The following is a 13,625-nucleotide window of genomic DNA, read 5'->3' as shown; positions in this document are numbered from 1 at the left end:
TATGACAAATGCTCCCCCAAAAGTATCCATTATTGTTCCTGTTTATAATGTCGAAAATTATTTGACAAAATGCCTTGACTCCCTGGTGAAGCAGAGTCTTCCTAATATCGAGATTCTTGTAGTAAACGATGGAAGCAAAGATAATTCTGAAAAAATCATTGAAGAATATGCACAAAGGTATCCGGAAAAAATAAAAGCTTTTACCAAAGAAAACGGAGGATTAAGTGATGCCCGCAACTTTGGAATTGATAGAGCTGCCGGAGATTATATAGGTTTCGTAGACAGCGATGACTATGTTTCCGAAACGATGTTTGAAGAAATGTTTTTGTTAGCAGAAAAACATCAGGCAAAAATGGTAATCTGCAATATTCAGAAAGTGGATGAAAATGGGAAGGTTACTCAAAAACTAACTCAGCTTCCCAACATGCCCGAGAAAATTGCTCTTGAAAGTAATTTTTCAGTATTCTCAGATATCAGTTACTTTGCATGCAATAAACTGTTCAAAAAAGAACTTTTTAATCAGAGAAGATTCAAAAAAGGAGTTCATTTTGAAGATATTCAGCTGATTCCACAACTTTTATTGGAATGTGATACCATCGCTCAAACCCAGAATTTTCATTATCAATATCTTGAACGTACTGATTCTATTACAAAAACCCATACAGAAAAGGGAATTGATATGCTGAAGGCAGTGGCTGATGTAGAAAATATTTTTAATGAATCTCAATATTCCCACAAAAAAGAGGAATTGAAAAACTTCCAGATCTTTGAAGGAGTTTATTCATTTCTGGCCTATCTGGCGTTTGTGAAAAAAGAAGAATTATTTTATAGTATGTCTGATCAGTTGGTTCTTTTTATGAAAGAAAGACAAATAAAAATTCAAGATATATTGAAGTATAGTCGTTTTGGTAAGAATTATCTTTTATCTTTGCCTTTGAAGAAAAAAATTTTTTATCTCTTGTTTTTTGGAGGACAGAAAAGATTGATAAGAAAGTTGGTTTAATAAACACAAATGTATGTACTGTTGTTTCGAGCAATAGAAAAATGATGATGAAGTTCTTTATAAGTTCTGCATTGTGAGTTTTATTGGGAGATACAAGTGCTGAATAAGAAAAGAATGAAAAATTTTGAATTGTTCTTAAGCGGATCAGGAATACCTATTTTCTACATAAAAATAGGACTTGGTTTCGTATTCGCTTTTTTAATTACCTTTTTCTCCATTCCTACCATTGTCAAGATCTCAAGAAGAAAGAACCTGATGGATGAGCCTGGAATAAGAAGTTCGCACCTTAGAGAAATTCCTAATCTTGGCGGAATTGCCATCTTCTATTCAATAGGAATCTGTGCTTCTATTTTTGCCTATGAGCTTTTTGATCTCTACAAATTTTTATTTGCTTCATTAATTATCCTGCTTTATGTAGGGGTAATGGATGATATTGTTGTAATGAGGGCTTACAAAAAACTTGTTGCACAAATTGTAGTGTCTTCACTGGTGGTTATTGGTTCAGATATTAGAATCAGAAGCTTATTTGGGATATTGGGCGTGTATGAGCTGGAGTATTTTGTAAGTGTCCTGTTCAGTATTATCACCTTTATTATTCTGATTAATGCTTTCAACCTGATCGACGGGATCGACGGCTTGGCAGGCGGTTATTCTGTAATCTGTAGTGCTTTATTTGGAATAAGCTATTATCGGTTGGGAGAATATAATTATCCGCTGGTAGTATTGTCTGTTATTATTATTGGGACTGTATTGGCTTTCCTGTATTATAACCTGTCCAACTATCGTACCCTTAAAATATTTATGGGAGATACCGGATCCATGCTGCTTGGCTTTTTACTGGCATTTACCTCTATTTGTTTCATAGATATTTTTATTGATAAAAACCTGGCAGATGTGCCACGGTATCACCTTCAGTCTGCTCCAGTAGTTGCTGTAGCTATCCTTATTCTTCCCATTGTAGATACATTAAATGTAATAGTGGTGAGACTTTACAATAAAAAATCACCGTTTGATGCAGATAAAAATCACATTCACCATAAGCTATTGAAGCTAAATCTTACCCACAGAAGATCTACTTTTTATATCATTCTGTACTATTTAATGATTGTGGGGGCTGCTTATTATTTAAGACATATTAATGTCAATCTGTTATTATTGGTGATTCTTTCATTAGGCTTTTTCGGAGCTTATCTTCCAGATTTGCTATATCGATTAAGAAATAACAAAAATTAACAATTAAATATTACTTTTGTAAACAATATTCAAATATGATGAAGAATTTTAAGTATTTATTTTTAATATTCCCTTTTTTAGTTACCTCATGTATCACAACAAAGGATGTGAGATACTTGCAGCCAAGCGAAAGCCTTGTCATTAACGAAGAAGGTCTTATTCCTTACAATATTCCCGTGTACAGGATTACCAAAAATGACATCCTTAATCTTAATATTGTGACAACTCCCAAAGGTGATGCCGCACAATTTTATTCCTCTTACAATGTTTCAGGCGGAATTTCTGGTGGAGGTGCAACAAGTTCTGCAATATCAGGAGGAGGATCCGTAGGAGGTGGAATTGGTGCTAACTCCGGAGGAAACAGAGGTGGAAATATGAATTTTTATTTTAACGGACTGAAAGTTGATTCCAATGGTGATATCAATGTTTTCGGAATAGGATATATAAAAGCTGAAGGAAGAACCCTTGATGATATTACAAAAGAGATACAGGATAAAGTAAACGAAAACTTCCAGGAAGGAAAATCTGAAGTACGACTGAATACGGACGGTATTACTTATTATATTCTTGGGGATGTGGAAACTACAGGACTTTCAGGCGAAAAAGTAGCACACAAAAATACCCTTACCATTACTGAAGCATTGGCGATTAATGGTGGATTAAACAGAACTATTGATAAAAAAGAAGTCGTTATCCACAGAAAACTTCCAGAAGGAATCAAAATTGCCAAAATAGATCTTACCCGTGAAGATGTTATGAACTCTCCTTACTACTATGTACAAAACGGAGATGAAATCTACCTGAATACAAGAGCGAAAAGCTTGAATGGATTCGGAAAAGACCCAATCCAGACTTTGACTACAGGAGTTTCTGTAATTACTACTGCATTGTCTATTTATTTACTCCTTAAAAATCTTTAGTCATGATTCCAGAAAGAGTAAACGCTGCAGAGAAGAATAATTCTCAGAAAGATAAATCTGGGACATTCGCATTATTTGATTTAGAGCACTTTTTAAGAAGGATTCTAAAAAACTGGTACTGGTTTGTATTGATGCTGATCGTTGGCTATGCGATGTCTTGGGTGTACAGTAAATATTATGCACAAAATATTTATGCATCAGACTTATCATTAAGTACTTCCAGTAAAGCTTCCGAGTTTCTGCCCACTCAGTCTAACCAATCTATTAACTTCATTTGGGGAGATACAGGAAATCAGGATGGGCTTTATTTGAAGAAAATGCTTTTATCCAGATCCCATAACGAATTTTTGGTAAAAGAATTAGACCTTTTTGTGAACTATTCTACCAAAGGACTTATAAAATCTACTTACCTAGATAAAGATGATTCACCAGTCTTTCTTCAGATTGATAAAAAGCACCTTCAACAGATCAATTATCCTATTACTCTGATACCGAAAGGGAATGGGACTTATGAAGTGGTTTTGCCTGAAGAAGGAGAATCTACGAGCTTATATAGCTATGAAGTAGAAGGCTTTCAGGATATTAACTCTTATGGCAGGCCAGCGGATAAAACCATTAAAATTAATGAGTGGTATACTTCTCCTAACCTGAGATTCAGACTGCTTCAAAACCCTGTTCCTACCAAAATTAAGCTGGATAATATTATCATTAACCTAAACTCTGTCAACCAGAGTGTAAATGAAATTGTTTCTACCACAGGAGTAGACTTTGATAAAGAAATCAGGTCTATTATGATTATTACTAAAACAGGATACAACCTTAATAGTACAGTTAATTTTCTGAATAAATCCGTTGCAGAACTACAGAAAAAGAGACTTGCTGATAAAAATATTGTTAATAAGAATACAGATATTTTCTTAAAAGACAACCTTGCGAACATCCGTAAAAAACTTGATTCAAGCGCAAATGTGCTTAATTATTTAAAGACTTCAGAAAAACTTTATAATATTAAAGACAGAGACGAAAAATCTCTTGAAAAAATAAAAGAACTTGAAGCTAAAAAAGCTGATATTATAAGCAAAATCAGTTCTCTAAATAACATCAAGAACACCCTTCAGTCTCAGAATTTCGATAAAATGATCGGAACAAATGCAGCCGGTTTTGAAGATGGTATTTTCTCAGCAACGGTTTCTGAACTTAAAGCTTTATATACCAAAAAAGCGGAGATGGCTACCATTTATAAGCCGTCATCAGAGCCTATGAAAGAAATCAACAGGCTTATTGATGAAGCAAGAATGGGGTCATCGAATAGTTTGAGAAGCTATTATAACAGATATTATGAAGAGATCAATAAAATAGATCGTGAAATGGCTGGTGCCAATTCTGATTTAGCAACTTATCCTGAAAAAGAAAGAAAATATCTGGATGCAGAGAGAGGCTATAACATGATTGAAGCTACTTATAACAGCCTTTTGGGCAGACAGAGTGATACCCAGATGAGAATGGCTACCAATCAGTCTGATATTACAGTAATTGACCCGGCTAAAAATTTAGGACAAAGACCAATTGGCCCTAATGTAAAACTGGCAAAAACAGCTATTATTTCAGGAATGTTGTTGCTTCCGCTATTGTTTATCTTGATTGGTGAAGTGCTTGACAACAAGCTCCGAAATATCAAAGAGCTTTTAAGTGCTACGAAAATTCCACTTCTTGGGGTTATCGGAAATAACAATAATGAAAATATGCTTACTGTTCTGGAACAACCAAAATCGTCAGTATCAGAAGCCTTTAGGGGAATAAGAGCGAATATGAGATTTTTGATGGATAATGATGATCAAAAAGGTAAAGTCATATTAATTACATCATCCATCGGTGGAGAAGGAAAAACTTATATTTCCATTAATCTGGCATCCGTAATAGGCTTAAGTGATAAAAAAACTATCTTATTGGGGATGGACCTTAGAAAACCAAAAATCTTTGGAGACTTCAAGATTGATAATAAATATGGTATTTCAAATTATCTGACAGGAGAAGTAGGAATTGATCAGATTGTCAACAAAACAAGAATCCCGAATCTTGATGTTGCCACTTCAGGACCTATCCCGCCAAACCCTTCTGAGCTTTTAATGAGCCAGAGAAATATCAGATTTATAGAAGAACTGAAAGAAAGATACGATTTCATTATTATAGATTCACCGCCAGTAGGATTAGTGGCAGACTCATATGAACTGATGAAGTATTCTGATGCCAACCTTTATGTTGTACGTCATGAATACACAGAAAAGTACATGCTGAAAATGATTACGGAAAAGTATCATAATGATGAAATTGAAAATCTGGGACTTGTTTATAATGATTATAATACGAAACAAGGTTACGGTTATGGCTACGGATATGGTTATGGTTACGGATATTTTGATGAAGATAAAAACTATAAAGAGCCTTTATTAATAAGGATCAGAAATAAGGTACAGGTATTATTTAATAAAAAATAAAGCATTAAACCCTCATTTAATGGGGGTTTTTTCATATTTAATGTATTTTCATTCTATGAAAAAAAGAATATTTTTGCCACTTTGCCGTTTACTTTATAACAAATTATGTTTTTTTGTTTATTTTTAACTAAACATTAAGATTATCATTAATATAAAAAAGTTTTATATTTGCAAAAATTAAATTTTAAAATAACCATAAATCCATATTCTTTTATGAATAAAAAACTATTGTTTAGCTTCCTTGCCTTCCTTGGAGTGGTAAGTGTTAAAGCACAAAGAAACGAATTGGGAGTTCGTCTAGGTATGAGTAACCTAGTGGGAGATGTAGGAAGGACAAATTATATTTTACAGAAGCCGTTGGATTTAAACAGAGTGTCAGATTTGGGCGTCCCATTTTATGGAGGTTTGTTATATAGATTTAATTTTAACCCACATCAGACCGTTAGATTGGATTTAGGATACAACCAGATTCAGTTTAGTGATAAAGCTGCCAAAGAGGATTATAGAAGAAATAGAAACTCATACGGAAAAAATAATGTGTATGAGGCGAGTTTAATGTTTGAATATAACTTTTTCCCAGTAAATAATGAGCAGATCAGCATGCTAAGCCCTTATATCTTCGGAGGTGTTGGTGCTTTAATGTTTGATGCTCCTAAAGCAAATCTTGTGAATGACTTCAGAAGAGATGCGGATGGTGTAGCGCAGGCTCCAATCAATGAATTGGATTTTACTACGAAAACAGAATATTCATTAGGGAAAAAAGTAACGATGCATATTCCTTTTGGGGTAGGTTTGAAATATAAATTCAACCATTCTTGGGCAATATTTGCAGAAGCTACATTAAGATATACATTGACAGATCAGTTGGATCATAGTAAGATCCTTGACAAAGATGTAAAGACTTCCTTTAATGCGGATATTTTGGACCCTGCTACAGGAGGTTCATTATTGCAGTCAGGAAATTATTATGCAGTTTCTAAAGAAAGAGAAGCAGAGTTTATTAAAAAGAGAAATATTGGAGATACGAGATCGAACGACTGGATGAATACTTTCAGCTTAGGACTCACGTATTCGTTCGGAAGACCTCCATGTTATTGTGAATAATATGTCGTTGATTAAAAATAAAATAAATTCTGAGAATTTACCAAAACACGTAGCCATCATTATGGATGGTAATGGAAGATGGGCAAAATCTCGTGGCGAAGAAAGAACTTTCGGTCACAAAAATGCCATTAATGCAGTAAGAAATGCCATTAATGCTTGTAATGAGATTAATATCCCTTATCTAACACTTTATACATTCTCTTCAGAAAATTGGAGCCGTCCAACTGAAGAAGTGAATACACTGATGAATCTGTTGGTAGAGACCTTACTGCTTGAGGCAGAAGAGATCTTCAGCAAAGGATTGAGAATGCATGTGATAGGGAATCTGGAAAAACTGCCCACTTTAGTAAAAGAGCAGTTGGAACGTGTGGTAGAACTCACAAAAGAAAACACAAAGGGGAACCTTGTATTGGCTATAAGCTATGGATCACAAAATGAAATGTTGGAAGCCGTTAAAAATATAAGTTCTGATGTAAAAGAAGGAAAAGTAGAGATAAATGATATTAACGAAAGTTTATTTGAAAGCTATCTTTATACAAAAGATTTTCCTCCTGTAGACCTACTGATCAGAACCAGCGGTGAAATAAGAATAAGCAATTTTCTGCTTTGGCAGATCGCTTATGCAGAATTACAGTTTTTAAATGTTCTGTGGCCGGATTTTACCAAAGATATTTTCTTCCAATGTATTGTTGATTATCAAAACAAAGAAAGAAGATACGGTTTAACCGGTGAGCAAGTAAAAGGCCAATAAAATTTTAAGAAAAGAAAGACTCGATAAAATGAAGTTTAGACTATTACCCATCATTATGTTTGCTGCTTCTGCACATTTTTATGGACAAGTAACTCCACAAGACAGCACAAAAGTAAATAATGCTGTTCATGCAGAAAATGAGGCAGGCACTTATACACTTAAAGACATCGTCGTAGATGGGGTAAAAAAATATACACCAGCTCAGATCTTAAGATTTACAGGCCTTACAAAAGGAGAAAGTGTAGATATTCCAGGACAGAAAATCAGCAATGCTGTTAAAAAACTTTGGGATACCCAATCTTTTTCTGAGGTGGAAGTGTATGTTCAAAGCATTGAAGGACAGACAATCGTTCTGAAATTTCACCTGCAGGATCTGAAAGAGCTTGGAGAAGTGAAATTCACAGGAAAAGGAATTGGTAAATCTAAAAGTGAAAAACTGGCAAAGGATAACAACCTTAAACCAGGAACTAAGATTACTCAAAACTTAGTTTCTAGCCTTAAAACGAATGTCCCTAAAGACTATATTAAAAAAGGTTTTGCAGATGCCAAAATCAGTATTCAGGATAAAGTAAACGCAGGAGATCCTGCTTTAGTAGACTGGACTATTACTGTAGAGAAAGGGAAAAGAATTAAGATTGATCATATTGAATTTGAAGGAAACGAAAGTGTAACCGATAGTAAGCTTAGAAATAAGGCTTTCAAAGAAACGAAGCAAAAACGTTTCGGTATTGGTGGTATTTTGAAATCCTCAAAATTCATTGAAGATAAATATCAGGAAGATAAGCAAGGTCTTATCAATTATTATAACTCCCTGGGATATAGAGATGCAAAAATCGTTTCAGACTCAGTATGGAGAAACAAAAGAAATAACTACGAAATCAATGTAAAACTTAACGAGGGTAAAAAATATTACATCGGGGACGTTACGTTCACAGGTAATACAGTATACGCTACAGAATATTTACAAAGATTGCTGGGATATAAGAAAGGAGATATTTACGATGCTGTAGGATTCAACAAAAAAGTAGGAGAAGACGGTGGTAAAGAAGATGATTCAGATATCAAATCTGTTTACATGAACAATGGTTACCTTTTCTCCAATGTAACACCTGTTGAAAAATCAGTATCAGGAGATGCCGTAAACCTTGAAGTTAGAATTAACGAAGGAGAGCAGGCTACCTGGAACAAAGTATCATGGCAGGGGAACACAACAACTCATGACCACGTAATTCTTAGAGCCCTAAGAACAAAACCGGGAGAGCTGTTCAAGAAAACGGAAATTAAAAGAACATACTTCGATCTGGCAGGGATGTCATTCTTTGACCCTCAGCAGATTGGACAGGATATTCAGCCAAATCAGGTAGATAATACCGTTGATATTAACTGGAAACTGGTAGAAAAAGGATCTTCTCAGGTGCAGCTGCAGGCTGGTTACGGTGGTAACAGCTTCATTGGTACTTTAGGATTAACTTTCAATAACTTCTCATTAAAGAACTTCCTTAAGTTTAAAGACTTCAAACCAGTACCTCAGGGAGACGGACAAACCTTCTCTATTCAGGTTCAGGCAGGACAGTACTTCCAGAACTATGGAGTGTCATTCACAGAACCATGGTTATTTGGTACAAGAGCAACAGCCCTTTCAGTAAGTTTGAATAACTCCAGAGTAAGATATACAGATCAATACGGAGCAGCTCAGAAATTGAACATTTTCTCAGCTTCAGCAGGTTTAAACAGACTATTGAACTGGCCGGATGACTATTTCTCACTTTATACAGGATTACAGTTCCAGAAGTATGACTTCAATAACTATCCGTTCCAGTTTGGAAATACTACAGAAAATAATGGTACTGCCAATAACTTCAGTATCAACTTAGGGTTGAGCAGAAACTCAGCAGGTATCGACCCAATCTTCCCTACAATGGGATCCAATATTGAGCTTTCAGCAAAACTGACACCTCCATACTCATTGTTTAAAAAGAAAGATTACTCCACAATGTCAGCTATTGACAAGTATAAGTGGATGGAATTCTATAAGATTAAATTCAAGGCAGATGTTTATAATGAAATCATTGGAAAACTTGTCTTGAGATCTTCTGCAGAAATGGGATTCATGGATGGATATAACAGTAAATTGGGAGCTCCGCCATTTGAAAGATTCTATATGGGAGGTACAGGTCTTTTCGGAGGTAGATATGACGGTAGAGAATTGATTCCTTTAAGAGGATATGAAAATGCCAGTACAGAAGGAGGTCAGGCAGATGATATTACCCAGACAGGTGGTGGTACAATCTATAACAGATTTACTTTAGAATTGAGATACCCGATCTCAATGAGCCAGACTGCAAAAATCTATGCATTGACATTCGCTGAAGGAGGTAACGTATGGAACTCGTGGAGTTCTTACAGCCCATTCCAATTGAAAAGATCAGTCGGAATTGGAGTAAGAGTATATATGGGAGCATTTGGATTGATCGGATTCGACTTTGCACTTGGTCTTGATAAAACGTTATCAGGTGATAAGTCAGGATGGCGTAACCACTTCTTGATGAACCAAACATTATAATTACAGATATGAAGCACCTTAAAATAACTTTTACATTCGCATTACTTTTGTTTTTTGGATTCAGCAATGCCCAGAAAATAGGAGTGGTGGATACTAATGAAATTTTAAATAAATTACCTCAGTATAAAGAAGCAGAAGCAAGACTGAATTCTCAGATCGATACCTGGGAGTCTGAACTTCAAAGTCTTCAATCTGAATATGAAAGAAAAAAGGCTGCTTTTGAAAGCGAAAAAATATTATTAATAGGAGATCAGCTTAAACTAAGAGAAAAAGAAGTTGTAGACCTTGATAAAAATATTAAAACTACTACTAGCTTACGTTTTGGAGCTAACGGTGAAATTACAAAACTGAGAACAAACCTTGTTTTGCCTTTTCAGGATCAGATCTGGGGAGCCATCAAAACAATGTCCGAGAAAAATGGATTGGGCATAGTTCTTGATAAAAGCAATAACATTAGTGTTATTTTCCTTCAGTCAAAATATGATTACACCGAGAAAGTATTGTCTGTTTTGCTAAAAGGAACAGATAAGAAGGAAAAAACAAATAGCAAAAGCAAAAAATAAATTATAAAAATTAACTTTTGCTATATTTTAAAATCTAAAAACAAATTAAATTATTTATTTACCAGTTATGAAAAAATTAAGTGTATTATTTGCAGCAGTAATGATGGTTGTATCTGTAGGTATGGCAAAAGCTCAAAAAATTGCTACTTTAGATGTAATGGGAGTTCTTAACGCTATGCCGGAGAAAAAGAAAGCAGATGCTGATCTTAAAACATTCTTAGATACAAAACAAGCTGAGATTAAGAAAAAAGCAGATGCTGCTCAGACTAAATATCAGCAATATCAGACAGAAGCTCCGAAAAAAACTGCTGATGAAAACGCAGCAAGAGAAGCGGAAATGAAAAAATTAGCTGAAGAAATCCAGCAAATGCAGGACAAAGCTCAAAAAGATCTACAAGCTAAGCAAGACCTGGCTTTCGGACCAGTTGAGAAAAAGTTAAATGATGCAGTAGAGAAAGTAGCTAAAGCTAGTGGATACGATTACATTATGGATGCAAATTCACCTGCATTCCTTTATAAAGCAGGAGCTGATGCTACTGCAGCTGTAAAGAAAGAATTAGGAATTCAATAATTTCAGCAAATTAACAAAGATTTATAAAACTAACCACCTCTTTTAGAGGTGGTTTTTTTATTTTTGCGGAATGGAAAAAGAAGTATCAACTACGGTAAAAGTTAGGTTTAGTGACTGTGATCCGATAGGACATTTGAATAATGTAAAATATCTTGATTATATGTTCAATGCCAGAGAAGATCATGTAGAAACATTTTATGGATTTACATACGAAGAATATACCAAGAAAACCGGCTGTACCTGGATTGCGATTCAAAATGAAATAGCATACTTAAAAGAAGTAAGATATAATACGCAGGTTGTCATCAGCAGCAAAACCATCGATGTACAGGATAGAACTGCAAAAGTTGAAATCCTGATGAAAAGTTTGGATGAAAAGACAACTCATGCTGTACTTTGGGTAACTATTATCTATTTCAATGTCAAAACAAGAAAATCTGAAGTTCATCCCGAAGATATCAAAGAAATTTTCGATAAGTTTTATGTAGATTTGATACAGAAAGACTTCCAGTCGAGAGTGAAGTTTTTAAGAAGTCAAAACGCGAAAAATTCTTAATCAGCAACTCTTATTGAAGATTCCAACTTAAAAATTAATAATATATAAATGAAAAAAATAGCAGTAATAGGAAGTAACGGACAATTAGGAAACTGCATTAGAAAAATAGCCCTGGACTTTGAACATCAATATGAATTCTTATTTACAGACTCATCCACTCTTGATGTTACCAATGAAGACCAGGTAAACGATTTCTTTTATGATAACAAACCTGATTACTGCATCAATGCTTCAGCATACACAGCAGTAGATCTGGCAGAAACTGAAAAAGAAAAAGCTTTTGCAGTAAATGCTGACGGGGTAGCTCACCTTGCTCAGGCGTGCGCAGATAATAAATCTACCCTGATTCATGTTTCTACAGACTATGTTTTTGATGGAACTACAAACCTTCCATACTCTGAAGACGATTTTACGAACCCAATAGGTGTGTATGGAGAATCAAAAAGAAAAGGAGAAGAACTTGCACTGGAACTGAATCCTAAAACAATTATTCTGAGAACTTCATGGCTGTACTCTGAGTTCAATAAGAATTTTGTGAAAACAATGCTGAACCTATTCTCTCAGAAAAAAGAATTGGGAATTGTTGCTGATCAGTTCGGACAGCCAACCAACGCGAACGACCTGGCAGAAGCTATTATGGAGATCATCACAGCTCATCATAAAATCTATGGAGTCTTTCACTTCTCAAACTATCCGGAGACAACCTGGTTTGAATTTGCCCAAAAAATTGCTGAATTTTCAAAATCTTCAGTAAAATTGAATCCATTAACAACCGAACAGTACCCAACACCCGCGAAAAGGCCTGTAAGAAGTACGATGTCCTTAGACAAAATAGAAGAGACTTACAAAATAGAACCCAAACATTGGGAAAACAGTCTTGAAGAATGTGTTGAAACACTTTCACAACAATAATATATATGAAGAATATTGCAATCATCTTTTCCGTATTGTGTATCCAGCTATGGAATGCACAGAATGTTTATCTCACTAAGGTTGAAAAAACAAATGATAATCAGGATAAATTCTTATATAAAAAAGAAGCAGCCACTACAGATGTCATATATTTAGGAGAAGTTGAAGTCCAGGGATTTTCAAAAGACGATGCACTCGTTTTTTCCTTAGTCTATAAAAAAGCAAAAGAAATCGGTGCTAATACCTTTGAATTAAAACCTTTCGAAAATGTGGATGGGACAGCCCAGTCATTCAATGTTGCCAATTATAAAATTGCTTTATACTATACACCTAAAGAAAAGTTGGCTGCCCAGCATAGAATGATGTATGTATTTGCATCCTCTGAAAAAGATCAGAAAATAAGTATCAATCGTAAAGATTATACGATCTCTCCCAGATCATTTTTAAAATTAAAAATTGTTCCTGGCGAAGTCTATACAATTTCAACTAAAAAACTTTTAGGCTCTACGATAAAAGTTCAGCCCAAAGCGAATGATGATAACCTATACTTTCAGGTTTCATCTTTAAAAGTAAAGCCGGATAACTCAGGAGTAGGAGGTTTGAATCTTAAATCCGGGGACATTATTGGTCTGGAAAAGTCTTATGCCGAATTTTTGAGTGCCATCTACAAAGAAAATAATCTAAAAGAATAGGCTGTAACAGTATTATTACTCGTTTTGTTTTTGGTAAGTTTAAATTTAAAACAAATGTTTAAAATTTTTCCTACTGCGAGTCAGTTGATTAGGGTTAAATATTACGAAACGGTAAATTTTATGTTAAATAAAGTTGCGGGTTATGGTAGAAGTTTCTATCTTTGCCCCACTGAAAAACGAAAGAGGTTCAGTAAGCGCAGAGGAGCTTTTAGATAAGCAGAAACATTATAAAACTTCAAAAAGAGACAGACGAAAAACTTTA

12 protein-coding genes are annotated in these 13,625 nt (G+C 34.6%); all 12 read left to right on the top strand.

Annotated features, from left to right (window positions below):
* The first annotated feature begins 1 nt into the window (after position 1).
* The 12 genes from AC57AW_RS00060 to AC57AW_RS00005 all read left to right on the top strand — a co-directional run bounded on the left by AC57AW_RS00060 (position 2) and on the right by AC57AW_RS00005 (position 13,363).
* Complete coding sequence (locus AC57AW_RS00060; protein ID WP_496350379.1) at positions 2-1,003, top strand: glycosyltransferase family 2 protein; 1,002 nt, start codon at positions 2-4, stop codon at positions 1,001-1,003.
* 114 nt (positions 1,004-1,117) lie between these two features.
* Positions 1,118-2,236, top strand: coding sequence for a glycosyltransferase family 4 protein (locus AC57AW_RS00055; RefSeq protein WP_318848329.1), 1,119 nt, complete (start codon positions 1,118-1,120; stop codon positions 2,234-2,236).
* Between the two features lie 38 nt (positions 2,237-2,274).
* Entirely contained in the window at positions 2,275-3,156 is an 882-nt protein-coding gene (locus AC57AW_RS00050; protein WP_496350535.1) for a polysaccharide biosynthesis/export family protein, read from the top strand.
* 2 nt (positions 3,157-3,158) lie between these two features.
* Entirely contained in the window at positions 3,159-5,651 is a 2,493-nt protein-coding gene (locus AC57AW_RS00045; RefSeq protein WP_496350378.1) for a polysaccharide biosynthesis tyrosine autokinase, read from the top strand.
* Between the two features lie 213 nt (positions 5,652-5,864).
* Complete coding sequence (gene porG, locus AC57AW_RS00040; RefSeq protein WP_496350377.1) at positions 5,865-6,755, top strand: type IX secretion system protein PorG; 891 nt, start codon at positions 5,865-5,867, stop codon at positions 6,753-6,755.
* A gap of 1 nt (position 6,756) precedes the next feature.
* Entirely contained in the window at positions 6,757-7,506 is a 750-nt protein-coding gene (uppS, locus tag AC57AW_RS00035) for an undecaprenyl pyrophosphate synthase (RefSeq protein WP_496350376.1), read from the top strand.
* Between the two features lie 28 nt (positions 7,507-7,534).
* On the top strand, positions 7,535-10,069 hold the full coding sequence (bamA, locus tag AC57AW_RS00030) for an outer membrane protein assembly factor BamA (RefSeq protein WP_496350375.1): 2,535 nt from the start codon (positions 7,535-7,537) through the stop codon (positions 10,067-10,069).
* An 8-nt stretch (positions 10,070-10,077) separates the two neighbouring features.
* Positions 10,078-10,632, top strand: a complete 555-nt coding sequence (locus AC57AW_RS00025) for an OmpH/Skp family outer membrane protein (RefSeq protein WP_496350374.1) — start codon at positions 10,078-10,080, stop codon at positions 10,630-10,632.
* A gap of 67 nt (positions 10,633-10,699) precedes the next feature.
* Positions 10,700-11,203, top strand: coding sequence for an OmpH/Skp family outer membrane protein (locus AC57AW_RS00020; protein ID WP_318848322.1), 504 nt, complete (start codon positions 10,700-10,702; stop codon positions 11,201-11,203).
* A gap of 70 nt (positions 11,204-11,273) precedes the next feature.
* A complete protein-coding gene (locus AC57AW_RS00015) occupies positions 11,274-11,759 on the top strand; it encodes an acyl-CoA thioesterase (RefSeq protein ID WP_318848321.1) in 486 nt (161 codons plus the stop codon).
* Between the two features lie 48 nt (positions 11,760-11,807).
* Positions 11,808-12,671: a dTDP-4-dehydrorhamnose reductase gene (gene rfbD / locus AC57AW_RS00010; RefSeq protein WP_496350373.1), complete on the top strand. Its 864-nt coding sequence runs from the start codon at positions 11,808-11,810 to the stop codon at positions 12,669-12,671.
* Positions 12,672-12,676: 5 nt separating this feature from the next.
* The gene (locus tag AC57AW_RS00005; RefSeq protein ID WP_496350372.1) at positions 12,677-13,363 is read left to right on the top strand and encodes a hypothetical protein; all 687 of its coding nucleotides are present in this window, start codon (positions 12,677-12,679) and stop codon (positions 13,361-13,363) included.
* Positions 13,364-13,625 lie beyond the last annotated feature (262 nt).

Source organism: Chryseobacterium sp. BGA-UO-ETr-SB22 (assembly GCF_059567885.1).
This window is presented reverse-complemented; position numbering and strand designations above follow the sequence as displayed.

Bases quoted from the DNA above. Each gene is read 5' to 3' on its own strand.
- AC57AW_RS00060 (WP_496350379.1), top strand. From the start codon at position 2: ATGACAAATGCTCCCCCAAAAGTATCCATTATTGTTCCTGTTTATAAT.
- AC57AW_RS00055 (WP_318848329.1), top strand. From the start codon at position 1,118: ATGAAAAATTTTGAATTGTTCTTAAGCGGATCAGGAATACCTATTTTC.
- AC57AW_RS00050 (WP_496350535.1), top strand. From the start codon at position 2,275: ATGAAGAATTTTAAGTATTTATTTTTAATATTCCCTTTTTTAGTTACC.
- AC57AW_RS00045 (WP_496350378.1), top strand. From the start codon at position 3,159: ATGATTCCAGAAAGAGTAAACGCTGCAGAGAAGAATAATTCTCAGAAA.
- porG (WP_496350377.1), top strand. From the start codon at position 5,865: ATGAATAAAAAACTATTGTTTAGCTTCCTTGCCTTCCTTGGAGTGGTA.
- uppS (WP_496350376.1), top strand. From the start codon at position 6,757: ATGTCGTTGATTAAAAATAAAATAAATTCTGAGAATTTACCAAAACAC.
- bamA (WP_496350375.1), top strand. From the start codon at position 7,535: ATGAAGTTTAGACTATTACCCATCATTATGTTTGCTGCTTCTGCACAT.
- AC57AW_RS00025 (WP_496350374.1), top strand. From the start codon at position 10,078: ATGAAGCACCTTAAAATAACTTTTACATTCGCATTACTTTTGTTTTTT.
- AC57AW_RS00020 (WP_318848322.1), top strand. From the start codon at position 10,700: ATGAAAAAATTAAGTGTATTATTTGCAGCAGTAATGATGGTTGTATCT.
- AC57AW_RS00015 (WP_318848321.1), top strand. From the start codon at position 11,274: ATGGAAAAAGAAGTATCAACTACGGTAAAAGTTAGGTTTAGTGACTGT.
- rfbD (WP_496350373.1), top strand. From the start codon at position 11,808: ATGAAAAAAATAGCAGTAATAGGAAGTAACGGACAATTAGGAAACTGC.
- AC57AW_RS00005 (WP_496350372.1), top strand. From the start codon at position 12,677: ATGAAGAATATTGCAATCATCTTTTCCGTATTGTGTATCCAGCTATGG.